Here is an 18324-nt window from a genome sequence, read left to right as displayed (position 1 = left end):
AGTGCACAACCCAACAAGACAGATGGAAAAACAACCCAATAAGCTGCTCTGGCACGGCGTCTTCCTGCTGATGCTGCTGGCTGCCGTATTCGGCATCTATAAAGCGGTTCAGTCCGTGGATTACACCTGGCGCTGGGAGCGGATCCCCCAATACATCGCCTATCAGGCGGAGCAGAACAACCTGGCCGAATTTGACGGCACAGTGGTCGCCGGTACCACCAGCGCCGAACAGGGCAAGCTGTTCCTGCAAAACGATCTCGACCCCAATCAACGCCAGGCCATCGCCAGCACAGGGGTGAAGGTCGCCGAAGGGGACACCATCTTCCGGGGCGATACCCTGGATACCGAACTCACCTGGACCGCGGGCCCCATCGCCTGGGGCGTCTGGGTCACGATCAAGCTCTCTCTGGTGGCGGGCGTGTTCGCCATCCTGCTCGGCACCCTGGCAGGCCTGGCCCGCCTCTCCCCCAACCCGGCCCTGCGCAATCTGGCTGTCACCTATGTGGAGCTCATTCGCGGCACGCCGCTGCTGGTGCAGATCTTCATCGTCTACTTCTTCATCGGCACAGTGCTGAACCTGGACAGGTTCACCGCCGGGGTCGCGGCGCTGGCCGTCTTTACCGGCGCCTATGTGGCCGAAATCGTGCGCGCCGGCATCAGCTCCATTCACAAGGGGCAGATGGAGGCCGGTCGCAGCCTGGGGCTCACCTCGGCCCAGACCATGCGTTACGTCATACTGCCCCAGGCGTTCAAGCGGGTGCTGCCGCCGCTGGCGGGCCAGTTCATCAACCTCATCAAGGACTCCTCCCTGGTGTCTGTCATCTCCATCACGGACCTCACCAAGGCGGGGCGCGAGGTGGTCAGCTCCACCTTCAGCCCGTTCGAGGTGTGGTTCACCGTAGCCCTGCTCTATCTGGTGTTGACCGGCACCCTCTCTTTCCTGGTACGTCGTCTGGAGGTGAAATATGCGCGCAGCAACTGATCCCATTATCAAGGCTCAACAGGAGTCGAGAAGTGCTGCCATCACAGGCACGCCCCGCGCCTTCCCGGTACGTCGTCTGGAGGTGAAACATGCGCGCAGCAACTGATCCCATCATCAAGGCGACAGGTGTCGAGAAATTCTATGGCACCGAGGTGCACGCCCTGAAAAACGTCAGCACCCAGGTGGCCGAAGGGGAAGTGGTAGTGATAGTGGGCCCGAGCGGCTCGGGCAAATCCACCTTCCTGCGCACCCTCAACCAGCTGGAGACCATCAACGACGGCAACATAGTGGTCGATGGCATCAGCCTGACCGAACCGGGGGACGTCAACAAACTGCGGGAAGAGGTAGGCATGGTGTTCCAGTCCTTCAACCTCTTCCCCCACCTGAACGTGCTGGACAACATCTGCCTGGCCCCGCAGAAAGTACGCGGGCTGTCGCGCAACGATGCACGGGACAGGGCCAAGGCCCTGCTGCTGAAAGTGGGATTGTCGAACAAGGCCGAGAGCTATCCCTCCCAGCTCTCCGGCGGCCAGCAACAGCGGGTGGCCATCGCCCGGGCACTCGCCATGCAGCCGCGCATCATGCTGTTCGATGAGCCCACCAGTGCGCTCGACCCCGAGATGGTGGGCGAGGTGCTGGACGTGATGAAGGGGCTGGCCCGCGAGGGCATGACCATGGTGGTGGTGACCCACGAGATGGGTTTCGCCCGCGAGGTGGCGGATCGGGTGCTCTTCATGGAAAACGGTGAGCTGCTGGTGGATGAGAAGCCGACCGACTTCTTTGACAATCCCCCCTCCCCGCGCCTGCGCCAGTTCCTGAGTCAGGTGCTCTGACGCTGACAGCCGTAGAAAACAGAAGAGGGAGCCCATGGCTCCCTCTTCACGCTGATACAGACTCAACCCGCCGCGTCTATTTTGCCGCTTGACGTTTTGCTTCATCCAGCATGGTTTGCAGTGCCGGCATGTTGCGCTCGGCCAGGGATTTGCCCACCAGCGAGCTCTCCTGAAAGATGGCCGGCATGGTATCCAGGGATTTTTTCCCGACCGGACTCTGATAGAAGGCAATCAGCTCCTTGAGCTCGGTGTCGGTGAAATGCTTGCGATAGATGGCGGCCACCTCGGTACTCATGGCCGGCCAGGAGAGATAACGGCCAAACCAGGCCTCCAGTACATCGCGGTGCTTGGCCAATTCCGGTGCATGTTCGCCCGCCCCCCGAATGATCAGCGGTATCATCTGTGCCTGCATCTGGGCCTGCAACTGCTCCACTTGCTGCTCGCTGTTGATCAGGCTGACCAGATCCTGAGCAGGATCGGCCCACACACAGCCACTCCACAACAAGGCGATGACAACCCCCCTTTTCACCAATTGCATAACCACCTCAGTAACCATATAAAAACAACAGGTTACATTGAATTTAAATTCAGGCCAGTCACCAGATGGCGGTGCAATATGTTAATGAAATTTTAAATCCATTCGGTATGCTGGAACCCAACTGGTCAAACCGGATGCCCGACATGGATGTGCAACTGCTGCTGCTTTATCTCTCCCCTATCTTTCTGGCCTTTATCGGCTGGGAGATGCTCTACCTGCGCAAGCACGGGGCGGCCTTTCCCACCGCCACCTACCAGTGGCGAGACTTGTTCGCCAACGCCACCCTGGCCCTGATGCATCAGGGGGGCGATGCACTGACGGCCATCGCCATCGCCTACCTGTATGACGCCCTCTGGGGCTGGCGCCTGTTCGACATAGAGCTCAATCTCTGGAGCATCTTGCTGCTCTTTTTGTTGCAGGATCTCTGTTACTGGCTGTTCCACTTCGCCAGCCACCATGTGCGCTGGCTGTGGGCCTCCCACGTGGTGCATCACAGCTCGGAGCGGCTCAACCTCTCCACCGCCTTTCGCCAGAGTCTGATGTACCCTGTCTCGGGCATGTGGCTGTTCTGGATCCCCATGATCCTCATCGGCTTCCCGCCCCAGGCCGTGGTGGCGACCGTGCTGCTCAGCCTGGGTTTTCAGTTCTTCGTTCACACCCAGGTGGTGGGCAAGCTGGGCTGGCTTGAGTGGGTCTTCAATACCCCCTCCCACCACAGGGTGCACCACGCCAGCAATGCCAAATACATAGACCGCAACTTCGCCGGCGTGCTCATTATCTGGGATCGGCTGTTTGGCACCTTCGTGGAAGAGGATCCCGCCGAGCCCTGCCGTTTCGGCATCACCAAGCCCATCCGCAGCTTCAATCCGCTCACCCTCACCTTCCACGAGTGGCGCGACATGCTGCGCGAGGCCCGTGGCCTCCCCTGGCAGCAGAAACTCGGCGTGCTGTTTGGCAAACCGGCTGGCCCCGGCAGCGTCTGAATCAGAATCTTTCCGCAGAGTAAAAAAAGAGAGCGCCACCAGGTCGCTCTCTTTCATTGCCAGTCACAGACCCGGATCAGACATGGGCAAATGACCAGAGTGCGGGAAGCAGGCTCACCAGGGTTATCCCGGCTAGCAGTCGCTCGCGGCCACTGAGTCGTTCGGCGCCAGCCAGCTGACGGCGGCTGTAGAGAAACAGCAGCAGGCCCGGCCCGTACAGCAGCAAGGAGAGCAGCAGGTATTCCACCCCGGCGGCATAGAGCAGCCAGAGGCCGTAGCCGCTCGACACCAGCGCTACAGTCCGCATCAGGCCGTTGCCCTCACCACTCAAAGAGAGTTTGAGCAGGAAGAGGCCGATCAGCAGGTAGGGCACCAGGATCATGGAGGTGGAGATGAGCAGCAGGCTGGTATACCCCTTGCCGAGCAGCCACACCAGCAGCAGGCAGCCCTGCACCGTCAGGCTGGTGAGCCACAGCGACGCTATGGGAGTGCCGTTGCGATTCTGGCGCCGGAAGATGGCCGGAAAGGCGCCGTGGCGCGCCGCACTGAAGGGCACCTCGGCCGAGAACAGGGTCCAGCTCACGTAAGAGGCGAGCACAGAGACGATGAGGCCGACGCTTATCAGCAGCTTGCCCCAGGAACCTGTCATCTGGGCCATCAGCCCCGCCATGGAGGGGTTGGGCAGGGCCGCGAGCTCAGGGCGGCTCAATATCCCCAGCGCCAGCACAGAGATGAGCACATAGAGCAGCAGCGCCAGCAGCACCCCCAGCACTGTGGCCGTGCCCACATCTCGCTTGTTTCTCGCACGGGCCGACAGGACGGCCGCCCCTTCGATGCCGGTGAAGACCCAGAGGGTGATGAGCATGGTGTTGCGCACCTGCTCGGGGACCGGCACAGCCAGCGTGCTGCCCCCCTGATCCGCCGCGAAGGTCACAGGGTCGAACCAGTAGCAGGCGAACAGGATGAACAGCAGCAGCGGCAGGCTCTTGGCCAGGGTTGCCACCAGATTGAACAGGGCGGCCTGCTGCACGCCACGGGCCACCAGCAGGTGCACGGCCCAGAGGATGCAGGATTCGCCGATGAAGGCCGCCAGGGTGTTGCCCTCGCCAAACCAGATTTCGGTTGGCGTATCGACGAAGCTGCCAAGGGCGGCGAAGGCGATCACCAGATAGCCCACCACGCCTATGGTGGCGCACAGCCAGTAACCCCAGGCGGAGAAGAAGCCCACCAGATCGCCAAAGCCGGCGCGGGCATAGCTATAGATGCCACCATCGAGATCCGGTCTGAGCCGCGACAGATAGAGGAAACTCGCGGCCAGCGCCAAGATGCCCACCCCGGTCACACCCCAGCCGATCAACACGGCGCGGGCACCGGCCACCTCGGCCATGTTCTGGGGCAGGCTGAAGATGCCCGCCCCCACCATGGAGCTGAACACCAGGGCGGTGAGGGACCAGAGGCCTATTTTGCTCTCTTTCATGTGATCTCCTTAGCGCAGCCGGCTGGCCAGTGCCTGAATATGCTCTGGGCCTATGCCGCAGCATCCCCCGATGAGAGAGGCCCCGACGGTGCGCCAGCGCTCGGCCCAGCCGAGGTAATCCAGCGGCCCCAGATCGGCGCGGATCTCGTCCAGCCCGTCGTTGGCGGTCGCCTCTTTTGGCTGGGGCGGGAAGGCATTGGCGTAAGCGCCGAGGCGAATATCCCCTCGACCCAGCGCCTGCAACCTGTCACCGGCCACCGTCAGCGCGGCCTCAATCACCTCGGGCTGGCAACAGTTGAACAGGATGGCATCCACCCCGACCGTGACCAGCGCCGTGACGGCATCGACCACCCGCTCGCCGGAGCGCAGGGTCGGCTCGCAGCCCGGCGCCTCGTCCTCCAGGGTGAAGGAGACCCAGAACGGCTTGCCATCCGCCGGCAACAGCGCCTTGAGCGCCAGCGGCTCGGCAATCAGGCTCATGGTTTCGGCCAGCCAGATGTCTACATGAGGCGTCAGCGCCCGGATAAGCGGCGTCGCCAGCTCGCCCACTCTGTCCGCCTCGAACAAGTCGGCGCGGTAGGAGCCAAACAGCGGCGGCAAGGATCCCGCCACCTGCACGGCACCGCCCTGTTCATCGGCCACCTCGCGGGCCAGCTGGCCAGCCAGCGCCGCCAGCGCTTCCCCCTCGGCGGCAAAACGCTCGGCACCGATATGAAACGGCACCAGCGCATAGCTGTTGGTGGTGATGACACGGGCACCGCTCGCCACATAGGCCTGATGCACTTCGCGCACCGTCTTTGGCGCCTCCATCAGCGCCAGCGCCGACCACTCGGGCTGGCGAAATGGCGCGCCCCGCCGTGCCAGCTCACGCCCCATGCCACCGTCCAGTACCCACAATGCCTGTGTTTCCATCTGTCCTGTCTCTTTGTTGTTGTGTTTGTCTGCATGTTTCATCTGTGGCTGTTCTCCTGGCTGGCGTGGCTGTGCGTCGCCTTGCCCATTCAGGGTGAACCGCCAAAGCGGCCATAAAAACATATAGATGTTTAGACGGCCAAAACAAGATAGAACAAAGCCGAGCCGACGGCAATCGGTATCACAGGGCATCAGCAGACAGCAGAGACGGGAAAACAGCGAAAGCGGCAGAAGGCAGAAGGCAGAAAAGCGTGAGGCCACCCTAGGGTGGCCTCATGGCAACAGGATGACTGGTGGCTTAACGCCCTGCCAGCACCCGTTTTATCTGCTTGGTCCAGTCGGAAACCCGACCCTGCTGGGGCAGACCACGCCAGATCTGCTCCCACTGAGCCGGGCTCAGTGGACGACCCAGTCGACGCTGCACCCCGGCATAAAGGTAGTCATGGGCCGTGGTGGCAGCATGGGCGGAGGTGAGGAACTTGGAGACAGGATCGGTCAGCCGCACATCCCGCATGCCGAGCAGCGGATAGTCATTGTGCACCGCCGCCAGCATGGTCTCGCGCATGGCCGACTCTATGTAGCCGCGGGCAAACAGGGCGGTCACCGACTCGAGGGACCCCTGATCCGGGCCGTGATACTCTTCATCGAACACAGGGCTCGGCTCTGCCACGCCACTTTGCACCACGGCATCGGGATCCGGCTGCGGCACCACCACCGCCTTGGGAGCGGCAGGCTTGGCAACGGCAGTGGCCTTGCGGGGTGTGCTCTGGCTGCAAGCGCCCAGCGCGAGGGCGAGCGCCACACAGGCCAGCGCACGGGAATGAGACTGCATCTTCATGACTCCTTGATAGCTCCTTTACGATTCCTGAGCAGGCTTCTCGGCCACCACGGGTTCGACCCGGGTGACCAGCAGCTGGTCGATCTTGTAGCTGTCGATGTCGACCACTTCGAACTTGTAACCCGCGTATTTCACCGAGTCGGTGCGCTTGGGGATCTTGCGCAGCATGAACATGATGAAACCGGCTATGGTCTCGTAGTTCTGGCTATCCGGAAACTCTTCGATGTCGAAGGCCCGCATCACGTCCGAGATGGGGGTCACTCCATCCACCAGCCAGGAGTTTTCGTCCCGCTGCACTATCTGCTCTTCCACCACGTGGGTGGCCCACTCGCCCATGACGGTACTCATCAGGTCGTTCATGGTGACTATCCCCACCACCAGGGCGTATTCATTCATCACCACGGCGAAATCGCCCCTGTGGTTCTTGAAGTACTCCATCGCCTCGTAGAGGTTGAGAGTGTCGGGAATGATGATGACGTTCTGCACCAGGGAGCCGCTGTTGAGGTCTATGCTCTGGCCGCTGATGACACGGATCAACAGCTCTTTCGCATCGACGAAGCCCTTGATGCTGTCGAGGTTGTGGTCGCACACCAGAAACTTGTTGTGCGGGTGTTCGGCGATCTTGGCCTTGATGCTCTCCTCGCCCTCTTGCAGGGTGAAGTAGATGAGGCTCTCGCGGGCCGTCATGGCGGAGGTGACACCGAGGGACTGCAACTCGAACACGTTCTCGATGAGCTGATGCTCTTCACGCTGGATGACGCCGGCCTCGGCGCCTGCATCCATCACCGCATAGATGTCGTCAGAGGTGATCTCGTCGTTGCGTATCATGGAGACCCGCAGCAGACGGAACAACGCATTCGCCATGCCATTGAAGAACCACACCAGCGGCATCAGCAGGGTCACGCACAGCAGCATGGGGCGTACCACCACCACGGCGATCCGCTCCGGCATGGTCATGGCCAGGCGCTTGGGCATCAGGTCGGCGATCAGGATGAACATGCCGGTGACGAACACGAAGGAGGCGGCGGAACTTATCTGGCTGAGCCAGGGGCCTTGATAGAAGCCGGAGATGAACACCTTGATGGCAGGATTCAGGGCAGACTCACCCAGGATACCGCCCAGGATGGCGACGGTATTGAGGCCAATTTGCACCACGGTAAAGAAATTACCCGGCTGGGCCTGCAGCGCCAGCACCTTGGCGGCATGGCGGTTTCCCTCATCGGCCATCACCTGCAACTTGATCTTGCGGGAGGCGGCAAGGGATATCTCGGAAAGAGAGAAGAACACGCTGCCGGCAACCAGCAACATCAGAAAAAATAAACTATCGGCAAAACTCATGATTAACCTATTGCTACACCCGTCTTAGCACAAGACGGCAAACTGGGCCTGGGAGACCAGACCGTGAGTCCATCCGAGACTCACACAGGGGGCATATTCTAGCAGAAAAGCGCCTGTTGGGTGGCGATATCTTACTCTGGCACCCAGTGCAACAAAAAAGGCGCCCAAAGCGCCTTTTTATTCATTTTTCGGTCAGTGCTTGCCGAGCAGCTCATTGAGCTCGTCCGCCTTGGTGTGGCGCACGTCCTTGCCTTTGACGTAATAGACGATGTACTCGCAGATGTGCTGGCAACGATCGCCGACCCGCTCTATGGCCCGCGCCGCCCACAGCACGTTCAACACCTGGGGTATGGTGCGCGGATCTTCCATCATGTAGGTCATCAGCTCGCGAATGATGGACTCGTACTCCCTGTCCACCTTGTCATCTTCCTTGTAGACGGCGATGGCCGCCTCCAGATCCATGCGGGCAAAGGCGTCTAGCACGTCGTGCAGCATCTTGATGGTACGCCGGCCCATGTTCTCGAGCGATACCAGCGGCGGTTGCGGCTTGTTGGCGTTGTCGGTCAGCATGCGGGCAATCTTGTCCGCCACGTCGCCGATGCGCTCCAAGTCCGTGATGGTCTTGATGATGGCCATCACCAGCCGCAGGTCGGACGCGGTGGGCTGACGCTTGGCGATGATGCGGGTGCACTCCTCATCGATCGCCACTTCCATGGCGTTGACCTTGTGATCGTTCGCCACTATCTTGCGCGCCGCATCCAGATCCTGATCGTGGATGGCCGCGATGGCGTCGGTCAGTTGCTGCTCCACCAGGCCGCCCATCACCAGCACCTGATTGCGCACGCTCTCAAGTTCGGCATTGAACTGACCGGAGATGTGTTTATTGAGGTTCATATTGTCCATACAAATAATCCTTATGCTCCGAGTATGCCCTAGCCGTTGAACTGACCGGTAATCTGTTTCTTGATGCTCATCTTGCTCATACCAATAACCCTTATTGCACCAAGCATGCCCTAGCCGTTGAACTGACCGGTAATCTGTTTCTTGCTGTTCATATCTATCACCCCTGCTCTGCCACTCACACTATTAGCCGTAACGACCGGTGATGTAGTCCTCGGTCTTCTTCTTGGCCGGGGTGGTGAAGATGGTGTTGGTGTTCGAGTACTCGATGAGCTCGCCCATGTACATGAAAGCGGTCTGATCCGAGACCCGCGCCGCCTGCTGCATGTTGTGGGTGACGATGACCACGGTGAACTGGCTCTTGAGCTCGTTGATCAGCTCCTCGATGGTGAGGGTCGAAATCGGGTCGAGCGCCGAGGTCGGTTCATCCAGCAGCAGCACTTCCGGCTCGATGGCGATGGCCCGGGCGATCACCAGACGCTGCTGCTGACCACCGGAGAGGCCGAACGCATTGTCGTGCAGGCGATCCTTCACCTCGTCCCACAGCGCCGCGCCGCGCAGTGAGCGCTCGGCCGCCTCATCCAGGGTGCGCCTGTCGTTGATCCCCTGCAGGCGCAGGCCGTAGACCACGTTCTCATAGATGGACTTGGGGAAGGGGTTGGGGCGCTGGAACACCATGCCCACCTGGCGACGCAGGGCGGAGACATCCACCCCCTTGTCGTAGATGTTGTGGCCGTGCAGCTGGATCTCCCCCTCGATGCGGCAGATCTCCACCAGATCGTTCATCCGGTTGATGCAGCGCAGCAGGGTCGATTTACCGCAACCAGACGGGCCGATAAAGGCCGTCACCTGCCCCTTGGGGATCTTCATGTTGACGTTGAACAGCGCCTGCTTGTTGCCGTAGTACAGGTTGAGATCCTTGACCTCCAGCGCGGTCTGCTCCGGGCTCAGGTTGAGCAGATCCAGCGCAGTGTGCTGGGTGGAAGCTGTCGTTACGTTGATCATCTGTTACCTCAAATCAGTCGATGGCGGCGGGCATCTTGATGTGCCAGCGGCCGGAACACTTGACTGGCAAGGGGGGCAGCCGCCCGTCCCTTGCCTCAATATCAGTCTGGGGTGGCTGGATTAATGTTCCAGCGACCGGAATTTTTCACGCAGGTGGTTACGAATGCCTGTGATGCCCGTCAGGTTCATCATCAATGCTCCAAAGAACGGAACTTCTCGCGTAAATGGTTACGAATGCCGATGGCCGTCAGGTTGAGACCGACGATCACCGTCACCAGCAGGAAGGAGGTGGCATACACCAGTGGCCGCGCCGCCTCGACGTTGGGGCTCTGGAAGCCCACATCGTATATGTGGAAGCCCAGGTGCATGAACTTGCGCTCCACGTGCAGGTACGGGAAGTTGCCATCCATCGGCAGGGTCGGCGCCAGCTTCACCACCCCCACCAGCATCAGCGGCGCCACTTCACCGGCGGCGCGGGCGATCGCCAGGATAAGACCTGTCATGATGGCCGGGCTCGCCATGGGCAGCACGATGCGCCACAGGGTCTCTGCCTGGGTGGCGCCGAGCGCCAGCGAACCCTGGCGAATGGTGCTCGGGATCCGGGCCAGCCCCTCTTCGGTGGAGACGATCACCACAGGCAGGGTCAGGATGGCCAGGGTCAGCGCCGACCAGATGACGCCGGGGGAGCCAAAGGTCGGGCTCGGCAGCGCTTCCGGGTAGAACAGCTGATCCAGCGAGCCGCCGAGGGTGTAGACGAAGAAGCCCAGACCGAACACGCCGTACACGATGGAGGGCACACCCGCCAGGTTGATCACGGCGATGCGGATGATCTTGGTCAGGCTGTTCTTGCCCGCGTACTCGTGCAGGTAGACAGCCGCCACCACGCCGAGCGGCGTGACTATGATAGCCATCAGGAACACCATGAAGACGGTGCCGAAGATGGCCGGGAATACGCCGCCCTCGGTGTTGGCCTCGCGGGGATCGTCGGAGACGAACTTGCCGATCTGGTGGAACCAGTAGCCCACCTTGGCCAGCAGGCTCATGTCGTTGGGCCACACCACGTCCAGCACCTTGGACATGGGCATGACCACCAGCTCGCCACGCATGTCCTTGACCGTGATGGAGTCTCTGTCCGCCTGGGCACGCAGGGAGAAGAGCTGCTTCTCCAGCACCTGATAGTTGTCATTGAGGGCCTGACGCTGCTCGGCCAGCTGGGTTTTAAGCTGATCGGTCAGCTTGTCGTCCAGCTCGGCCTTGCGCTCTTTCAGGCGCAGCCGTTCCAGCTGATAGTTGATGCTGCCTATGTCCCCTTTTTGCAGATCGTCAGCCTGTTCGGAGAGATCGTTGGCACGGGCCAGCACCCGTTGCAGCGCGGGATGCAGATCCTGGCTCAGCTCGCGGCCGTCCTCCTTGACCCCGACTATGTAGCCGTAGAAGTTGCCGTTGGTGGCACGCTCCACCATGGCCAACTCGGTCGGCAGGCTCTGGGACTTGATGTCGGTCTCCAGCACCCAGCGAAAATCGAGGTCGACGAACTCGCGGTTGCCGGTCTTGACCAGGTAGCGGGTCAGCAGCTCGCGCTCCTCCCCCTCCAGCGGCAAGCCTGCGGCGCGCAGCCGCTCCACCGGCACCAGTTCACGGTCGTTGATTTCGCCGATCAGCACGCTCTTGTTGCCGTTTGCATCTTCGAGCTGCCACTCATAGATGGGGTGAGGCCAGAAGTAGACCAGACCGCGCCAGCCGATCAGCAGCAGCAGACCCAGTACCGCGACCAGACTCAGGCTGACGGCACCGCCGGTCATCCAGATCCAGGGGGCCCCTGATTTAAACCACTTACCCATTATCGATTCCTTGTTCATATACAGAACGCCGCTTTTGATGGAACGGCTCATTACAGAGAGCTGTATTTTTCACGCAACCGCTGACGAATGAACTCGGCCAGGGTGTTGAACATAAAGGTGAACACAAACAGGACGAAGGCCGCGAGGAACAACACCCGATAGTGAGAGCTGCCCACTTCCGATTCCGGCATCTCCACCGCGATATTGGCGGCCAGGGTGCGCAATCCCTGGAACATGGAGAAGTCCATGATGGGGGTGTTGCCGGTGGCCATCAGCACTATCATGGTCTCGCCAACGGCGCGGCCAAGGCCCATCATCACCGCCGAGAAGATGCCCGGGCTGGCGGTGAGGATCACCACCCGGCTCAGGGTCTGCCAGGGGGTCGCCCCCAGCGCCAGCGAGCCCTGGGTGAGATGCTTGGGCACGGAGAAGACAGCGTCCTCGGCGATAGAGAAGATGGTGGGGATGACGGCGAAGCCCATGGCGATACCGACCACCAGGGAGTTGCGCTGGTCAAACTTGATACCCATCTCGTGGGTCAGCCAGATGCGCGAGTCGCCGTGCATGAAGGCGTTCTCGATGAGCGGGCTCACCGCGAAGGCGCCCCAGCCGATCAGCAGCAGCACGGGAATCAGCAGGATGGCGTGCCAGCCCTCAGGCAACCACGACCGGCCACGTTCCGGCAGGTAGTTCCACACCAGCGCGGTCAGCAGCATCCCCATCGGCAGCAGGATCAGCAGCAGGATCACCCCGGGCAGCGCCCCCTCTATGATGGGAGCGAGCCAGAGACCCGCCAGGAAGCCCAGGATAACGGTCGGCAGTGCCGCCATGATCTCGACCGTCGGCTTGACGTATTTGCGCAGCCCGGCCGACATGAAGTAGGCGGTGTAGATGGCGCCGGCAACGCCGAGCGGCACCGCAAACATCATGGCGTAGAAGGAGGCTTTCAGGGTGCCGAACACCAGCGGCACCAGGCTCAGCTTGGCTTCGAAGTCATTGCTGGCGGAGGTGGATTGCCACACATACTGGGGCTCAGGGTAGCCTTCGTACCACACCTCCTGCCACAGGGCAGACCAGGTCACCTCGGGGTGCTCATTCTCCACCGCGAACAGTTTGAAGCCATCCCCCTGCTGCATCAGCAGCACGTTGTGGCGTGGCGAGATGGCCAGGGCCGACAGGGCGCCGCCCTCGACCTTCTCGCTCAGCAGCTTGGTCTCGCCGGTGGCGTGGAAGAAGCTGACGGTGCCATCCTTGCCTGCGCTGATGAAGCCCTTGCGAAAGTGCTCCGGGGTCAGCAAGTCGACCGGGCCATCGCCCTTGAAGTCACGAATGGGGGTGAACTGGCGTTTGCCGTCCTTGGCCACTTCGAACCACTGGGAGATGACGCCGTTGTCATTGCCCACCAGCAGGGAGGAAGCACCGGAGAGCAGCTCGACCCGGGTCACGTTGGCGTTGGGGGCATTGATCTCCATGACGTTGCGCAGGGAGATGTCATTGAGGTTGTGAATGTCGTAGACGGAGAGACGGTTGCCCTCACGCACGAACAGGATGCGCAGATTGGGGGTCAGCAACAGCTGATCCACATGGCGCGGCAGGGAAGGGATGCTGTAGTTCTGGGCGCTCCACTCCACCTCGCCGGAGAGGAAGTTCTCCTCGCCGCTCATGACCGTCATCACGCCGCGGCCATCCTCGGTCACGGCGGCGGTGGCCATCTTCTCCTTGGTCGCCTCGAACACCATCAGCTGCAACGCTTTCCCTTGCGGATCTATCACCACGGGCGCTTCGCCGAAGGGATATTGCAGGCTGGGTTCTATGACCCGCACATCGTTGGGATAGGAGACCTTGAAGTAGGGCTGCATCACCAGCGCCTTGCCATCGGCAAAACCGTAGGCGATGAGCTTCTGACCCGGTGCCGGCGGCGCGACCGTGGTGATGTCACCCGCGACCTGGGCCTGACCCAGCGCCTGACCCACCTTGACCTTGCCATCCCCCTGGACGGCGAAGAAGTTGACCAGCCCCTTGTCGCTGAAGCGGTAGCCAATCTCGTTCTGCTCCTCCATCCCGAGCCAGGCGGTCTTGCCCGCAACGGGCAGCGTGAACGACGCGGTCGGCTCCATCGTGGCGCCATTGAAGATGGGTTTCACCACATAGAGCAGGTAGAAGAAAATGAGCAACAGGGCCACCAGCACCAGGGCACCACCCGTGGTGACCCCGTACTTGGCCAACTTATCCTTGATACGGCGCTTTCTACTGCCCGCCATACCCAAGTTTATCGATTCCGATGACATGCAAGACCTCAATGTGAGCTAGGCTTGGCGGCATTATATGGCGGTTGCATGACAGTTTTGTTACATCGAGGCCCTCGGTGAAGAGGTTATTTTGGGAGGCATTCAGGCAGGACGTTGTCGGCAAGCAGCAGAGCCAACCATCTGTTTTATATGAAGATATATGAAGGCATCAAACGAGGGGGCTAGGCGGCCCCCCCTTGGTGTCAGACGGCGGAGCCGCCGCTTTGTTGCAGCGCCTGTCTGGCTGCCTTTTTCTCGGCGCGGCGACGCTTGAAGAAGGCCGACAGCTGGGCCGAGCAGGCTTCCGCCAGCACACCGCCGGTCAACTCGACCCTGTGGTTATGGCGCGGGTCCTGCAATATCTCGAACACGGACCCCGCCGCCCCTGTCTTGAGATCCTGCGCCCCGTACACCACCCGCTTGACCCGGCTGTGGATCAGGGCGCCGGCGCACATGCAGCAGGGCTCCAGCGTCACATAGAGGGTGGTGTCGAGCAGCCGGTAGTTTTCCAGCCGGACACCGGCGGCGCGGATCGCCATGATTTCCGCATGGGCACAGGCGTCATGGGCGCTGATGGAGCGATTCCACCCCTCACCGATCACCTCGTCCCCCAGCACCAGCACGGCACCGACCGGGATCTCGCCTATCCCCTCGGCCCTGGCGGCCAGTGCCATGGCATGGCGCATCCAGCGCTCGTCTTGCTGCGCTTGCTCAAAGGAGTCAGCATTCTCTGATGGCGTCACGCCCTTACCTCTTTATATTGCCTTTGTGCCTTGAACATTGGCGCCGTACCGACCGGGATCTCACCCGTTTCCCCCTCGGCCCTGGCAGCCAGTGCCATGGCGTGGCGCATCCAGCGCTCGTCTTGCTGCGCTTGCTCAAAGGAGTCAGCATTCTCTGATGGCGTCACGCCCTTACCTCTATTTGTCATTATATTGCCTGCGCGCCTTGAACATTGGCGCCGTGCCGACCGGGATCTCACCCGTTTCCCCCTCAGCCCTGGCGGCCAGTGCCATGGCATGGTGCATCCAGCGTTCATCCTGCTGCGCTTGCTCAAAGGAGTCAGCATTCTCTGATGGCGTCACGCCCTTACCTCTTTATATTGCCTTTGTGCCTTGAACATTGGCGCCGTGCCGACCGGGATCTCACCCGTTTCCCCCTCGGCCCTGGCAGCCAGTACCATGGCGTGGCGCATCCAGCGCTCGTCTTGCTCGCCATGCCCCAAGCACGGTGCTATTTCTGATGGTTCCAGGCCCTTGTCCTCTCTCGACAGCTTGTTCATGACGATTTGTCCTGCTTCCCGGCCTGACTGATCGCTCATCCGTCTCTTCTTTACCTGGATGCGCTTATCCCGAACCGGCCCCTGCCCGCCGGCTGATGACGACATACGCGATCACCCGGCAAGGCTGCTCGCCTGGCAGTGGATGCACGCACCGCAACACGGGGCGGCGATTATGCCAAATCTCACCTGCAGGCCCAAGCTACATCTTGGTTGCGCAATAAAGAAGCAGTCGGCATCTCCCTGATAAAAAAGGAGTTGCACCAAACGATCCATATCATTAGACTCCTTTCCGTCAGCTCAGACTGACCTCGTCGGTGTGTAGCGCAGCCAGGTAGCGCATCTGCATGGGGTGTAGAGGGTCGGAGGTTCGAATCCTCTCACACCGACCATTTTCCCCGAAAATAGCCCAGTCTCGCGACTGGGCTATTTTTTTGCCTCGTTGCCCGCTTCCCATCTTTATTCTCCTGCCAAACGCCTTGCCCACAGAGCCATCACTATCGACGGCATGTTTTTTATACAGAACCACTTGAAACCTCTGGCGAGTATCGCTAGGATACGCCACTTTTCCGCCGGCAATGGATACAGGGAGGTGGAAATCCGGGTGATGGAGTCACCAACCGGCTTGCAATCCAACGAGGCAAGCACCCATGACGCAAGCAGTTGACGCACAACCCGACCAGGCCCCCCTGCCACTACCGAACGTCGAGCTCGGTGATAACGAATACGGCACCATAGTGCGTCTTGACGTGGTCGATCTGGCGGCGCCGGACGACGATTACTGATCCCGCCCCTCAAGGGATCCCCCGCACGCAACAGGAGAGTGTGGCCGCTGAGCCGTGAATTTCGCCACCCTTTCATCCTCCCGAGGGGCCAGGAAGGCTCGCTGATACAAATAACAATAAAATGCTGAAAAACTGAACATAACCAGTTGCATTCACTACTCATCACCCTCCCCTCCCTCTGCTAGTTGTCAGGCCAAGGTGATACAAACCTACGTTATTGCTCGTCACTTTCCCCTCGCTGGTGGGGTAAATCCCATTCGGCCCCCATTCGCCATCCAAGTTTTAAACAAACGTTCACTAGCCAATGTTGGCAGGAGCTGGATATTCACTGGGATCGCCGATCTCATTTCATACAGCTGTTTTTTGAAAGCTTGGAGTTAGGTCGGGATTTGTTTTTGCATTTGTAATTTTATTACGTAATAAGTTACATCCCAAGCCGTATTCCCTCCACTGGATCACACCACCATCAGGGGTCGGAAAACAAGCGCATAACCATCTGCATAGAGCTTTTGCGCTAATCACATAAGTTCATTAAAAACATCATCTTAACCACCAGTCAAAAACAGGCGTTTTAAAAAAGTGGTTGACGAACAGGGCAATATTTCGCACCTTATGAATCGTGTTATCCCGTTGTTACGGGAAGTTTGAAAGAACAGGGATCGACTTTAGTCGTAGTTAGTAAGTTCAAAATGTAGTTCTCAAAGGAGTGAACCTTATGTCGGCACCGGCTCAGACCCACTGCAGCGCCCGCCTTCGCATCCAGGGCGAGATGCTGCCCGAATACGCGCAAATTCTGACGCCGGACGCGGTGGCTCTGGTCTCCGAACTGGTGGAACGCTTCGCGCCCCAAAGAGGGGAATTGCTGAAACAACGTGTGGCACGCCAAGCCCGCATCGATGGCGGCGAGCTGCCGGACTTCCTGCCGGAAACCGCCCACATCCGTGCCGGTGACTGGACCATTCGCGGCATCCCCGCCGATCTGCAGGACCGCCGTGTGGAGATCACCGGTCCGGTCGAGCGCAAGATGGTGATCAACGCCCTCAATGCCAACGTCAAGGTATTCATGGCGGACTTCGAGGATTCGCTGGCTCCCGCCTGGAACAAGGTGATCGAGGGGCAGATCAACCTGCGCGATGCGGTCAATGGCACCGTCTCCTACACCAGCCCCGAGGGCAAGGCCTATACCCTGAACCCGGATCCGGCCGTGCTCATCTGCCGGGTGCGTGGCCTGCATCTGCCTGAAAAACATGTGACCTTCGATGGCGCCCCCATCCCAGGCGGTCTGTTCGACTTCGCCCTCTATTTCCTGCACAACCATCAGGCGCTGCTGGCCAAGGGCTCGGGCCCCTACTTCTATGTGCCCAAGCTGCAGAGCCATCTGGAAGGGCGCTGGTGGAGCGAAGTGTTCGCCTGGACCGAAGACAAGTTCGGCCTGCCCCGCGGCACCATCAAGGCCACAGTACTGATCGAAACCCTGCCTGCGGTGTTCGAGATGGATGAGCTGCTCTATCAGATGCAGGATCACATAGTCGCACTCAACTGCGGCCGCTGGGACTACATCTTCAGCTACATCAAGACCTTGAAGAACCACCCTGATCGGGTCCTGCCGGACCGTCAGGTAGTCACCATGGACAAACCTTTCCTCTCCGCCTATTCGCGGCTGCTGATCAAGACCTGCCACAAGCGCGGCGCGCTGGCCATGGGTGGTATGGCGGCCTTCATCCCGGCCAAGGATGCGGCCGTCAACGAGCAGGTGTTTGCCAAGGTCAAGGCGGACAAGGAACGCGAAGCCCACAACGGCCACGACGGCACCTGGGTGGCCCACCCCGGCCTCGCCGACACCGCCATGGCGGTGTTCAACGCCACCATTCCCGTTGGCGCCAAGAACCAGATCGGCGTGCTGCGCGAGCAGGATGCCCCCATCACGGCCGCCGAGCTGCTGGCCCCCTGCGAGGGTGAGCGCACCGAGGCGGGCATGCGCACCAACATCCGGGTCGCCCTGCAATACCTGGAAGCCTGGATCAACGGCAACGGCTGCGTGCCCATCTATGGCCTGATGGAAGATGCGGCTACCGCCGAGATCTCCCGCACCTCCATCTGGCAGTGGATCCGCCACGGCAAGAGCCTGTCGAACGGCCAGGTGGTGACCAAGGCGCTGTTCCGCCAGATGCTGGCCGAGGAGCAGCAGGTGGTCAAACACGAACTGGGCGACGCCCGCTGGCAAGCGGGGCGCTTTGCCGAGGCGAGCGAGCTGATGGAACAGATCACCTGCGCCGACACCCTGATCGATTTTCTGACGCTGCCCGGTTACGAGCGGCTCTGAAC

General features: G+C 60.6%; 18 protein-coding genes and 1 tRNA gene. 7 read left to right on the top strand and 12 right to left on the bottom strand.

The window, feature by feature from the left end; all coding sequences use genetic code 11:
• The first annotated feature begins 22 nt into the window (after positions 1-22).
• Genes ACM3N8_RS10585 through ACM3N8_RS10575 form a run of 3 tightly spaced genes read left to right on the top strand, consistent with a single transcriptional unit; the run spans position 23 to position 1815 of the window.
• The gene (locus tag ACM3N8_RS10585; protein ID WP_290017481.1) at positions 23-982 is read left to right on the top strand and encodes an amino acid ABC transporter permease; all 960 of its coding nucleotides are present in this window, start codon (positions 23-25) and stop codon (positions 980-982) included.
• Entirely contained in the window at positions 966-1088 is a 123-nt protein-coding gene (locus ACM3N8_RS10580) for a hypothetical protein (RefSeq protein ID WP_276325069.1), read from the top strand. The genes ACM3N8_RS10585 and ACM3N8_RS10580 overlap by 17 nt, the downstream gene beginning before the upstream one ends.
• Positions 1072-1815, top strand: a complete 744-nt coding sequence (locus tag ACM3N8_RS10575) for an amino acid ABC transporter ATP-binding protein (RefSeq protein WP_042870747.1) — start codon at positions 1072-1074, stop codon at positions 1813-1815. The genes ACM3N8_RS10580 and ACM3N8_RS10575 overlap by 17 nt, the downstream gene beginning before the upstream one ends.
• A 76-nt stretch (positions 1816-1891) precedes the next feature.
• Here ACM3N8_RS10575 and ACM3N8_RS10570 read toward each other — a convergent pair whose 3' ends face one another.
• Positions 1892-2353, bottom strand: coding sequence for a DUF2059 domain-containing protein (locus ACM3N8_RS10570; RefSeq protein ID WP_290017482.1), 462 nt, complete (start codon positions 2351-2353; stop codon positions 1892-1894).
• A 143-nt stretch (positions 2354-2496) separates the two neighbouring features.
• Here ACM3N8_RS10570 and ACM3N8_RS10565 point away from each other — a divergent pair, with 143 nt between their 5' ends.
• The gene (locus ACM3N8_RS10565; protein ID WP_290017483.1) at positions 2497-3336 is read left to right on the top strand and encodes a sterol desaturase family protein; all 840 of its coding nucleotides are present in this window, start codon (positions 2497-2499) and stop codon (positions 3334-3336) included.
• A gap of 76 nt (positions 3337-3412) precedes the next feature.
• Here ACM3N8_RS10565 and ACM3N8_RS10560 read toward each other — a convergent pair whose 3' ends face one another.
• The 11 genes from ACM3N8_RS10560 to ACM3N8_RS10510 all read right to left on the bottom strand — a co-directional run bounded on the left by ACM3N8_RS10560 (position 3413) and on the right by ACM3N8_RS10510 (position 15256).
• On the bottom strand, positions 3413-4813 hold the full coding sequence (locus ACM3N8_RS10560; protein ID WP_290017485.1) for a basic amino acid/polyamine antiporter: 1401 nt from the start codon (positions 4811-4813) through the stop codon (positions 3413-3415).
• 9 nt (positions 4814-4822) lie between these two features.
• A complete protein-coding gene (locus ACM3N8_RS10555) occupies positions 4823-5725 on the bottom strand; it encodes a homocysteine S-methyltransferase family protein (RefSeq protein ID WP_290017486.1) in 903 nt (300 codons plus the stop codon).
• A gap of 298 nt (positions 5726-6023) precedes the next feature.
• Positions 6024-6563: a hypothetical protein gene (locus ACM3N8_RS10550; RefSeq protein ID WP_043556641.1), complete on the bottom strand. Its 540-nt coding sequence runs from the start codon at positions 6561-6563 to the stop codon at positions 6024-6026.
• An 18-nt stretch (positions 6564-6581) separates the two neighbouring features.
• A complete protein-coding gene (locus ACM3N8_RS10545) occupies positions 6582-7901 on the bottom strand; it encodes a hemolysin family protein (RefSeq protein WP_241326262.1) in 1320 nt (439 codons plus the stop codon).
• Between the two features lie 192 nt (positions 7902-8093).
• The gene (gene phoU, locus ACM3N8_RS10540; protein ID WP_042036494.1) at positions 8094-8804 is read right to left on the bottom strand and encodes a phosphate signaling complex protein PhoU; all 711 of its coding nucleotides are present in this window, start codon (positions 8802-8804) and stop codon (positions 8094-8096) included.
• A gap of 183 nt (positions 8805-8987) precedes the next feature.
• Entirely contained in the window at positions 8988-9806 is an 819-nt protein-coding gene (gene pstB, locus ACM3N8_RS10535) for a phosphate ABC transporter ATP-binding protein PstB (RefSeq protein ID WP_043137469.1), read from the bottom strand.
• Positions 9807-9997: 191 nt separating this feature from the next.
• Positions 9998-11647 carry a phosphate ABC transporter permease PstA gene (pstA, locus tag ACM3N8_RS10530; RefSeq protein WP_098983526.1) on the bottom strand — a complete coding sequence of 550 codons (1650 nt, stop codon included), beginning with the start codon at positions 11645-11647 and terminating at the stop codon, positions 9998-10000.
• 50 nt (positions 11648-11697) lie between these two features.
• Complete coding sequence (locus ACM3N8_RS10525; RefSeq protein ID WP_043556646.1) at positions 11698-13935, bottom strand: ABC transporter permease subunit; 2238 nt, start codon at positions 13933-13935, stop codon at positions 11698-11700.
• Between the two features lie 203 nt (positions 13936-14138).
• Positions 14139-14678 carry a tRNA adenosine(34) deaminase TadA gene (gene tadA / locus ACM3N8_RS10520; protein ID WP_290017496.1) on the bottom strand — a complete coding sequence of 180 codons (540 nt, stop codon included), beginning with the start codon at positions 14676-14678 and terminating at the stop codon, positions 14139-14141.
• Positions 14675-14866, bottom strand: a complete 192-nt coding sequence (locus tag ACM3N8_RS10515) for a hypothetical protein (protein ID WP_290017972.1) — start codon at positions 14864-14866, stop codon at positions 14675-14677. The genes tadA and ACM3N8_RS10515 overlap by 4 nt, the downstream gene beginning before the upstream one ends.
• A 150-nt stretch (positions 14867-15016) precedes the next feature.
• The gene (locus ACM3N8_RS10510; protein ID WP_416016064.1) at positions 15017-15256 is read right to left on the bottom strand and encodes a hypothetical protein; all 240 of its coding nucleotides are present in this window, start codon (positions 15254-15256) and stop codon (positions 15017-15019) included.
• A gap of 273 nt (positions 15257-15529) precedes the next feature.
• Between ACM3N8_RS10510 and ACM3N8_RS10505 the strand changes: the two genes are divergently transcribed.
• The 3 genes from ACM3N8_RS10505 (at position 15530) to aceB (ending at position 18322) form a co-directional block, all read left to right on the top strand.
• A tRNA-Pro gene (locus tag ACM3N8_RS10505) sits at positions 15530-15606 on the top strand.
• A gap of 258 nt (positions 15607-15864) precedes the next feature.
• A complete protein-coding gene (locus tag ACM3N8_RS10500) occupies positions 15865-15999 on the top strand; it encodes a hypothetical protein (protein ID WP_280136099.1) in 135 nt (44 codons plus the stop codon).
• Between the two features lie 715 nt (positions 16000-16714).
• Positions 16715-18322 carry a malate synthase A gene (aceB, locus tag ACM3N8_RS10495; RefSeq protein ID WP_098983521.1) on the top strand — a complete coding sequence of 536 codons (1608 nt, stop codon included), beginning with the start codon at positions 16715-16717 and terminating at the stop codon, positions 18320-18322.
• The last annotated feature ends 2 nt before the right edge of the window (positions 18323-18324 follow it).

The organism is Aeromonas sp. A04, assembly GCF_047780465.1.
Taxonomy (GTDB): domain Bacteria; phylum Pseudomonadota; class Gammaproteobacteria; order Enterobacterales; family Aeromonadaceae; genus Aeromonas; species Aeromonas bestiarum.
The sequence above is the reverse complement of the archived record's forward strand: the minus strand, read 5'-3'. Positions and strand labels throughout refer to the sequence as shown.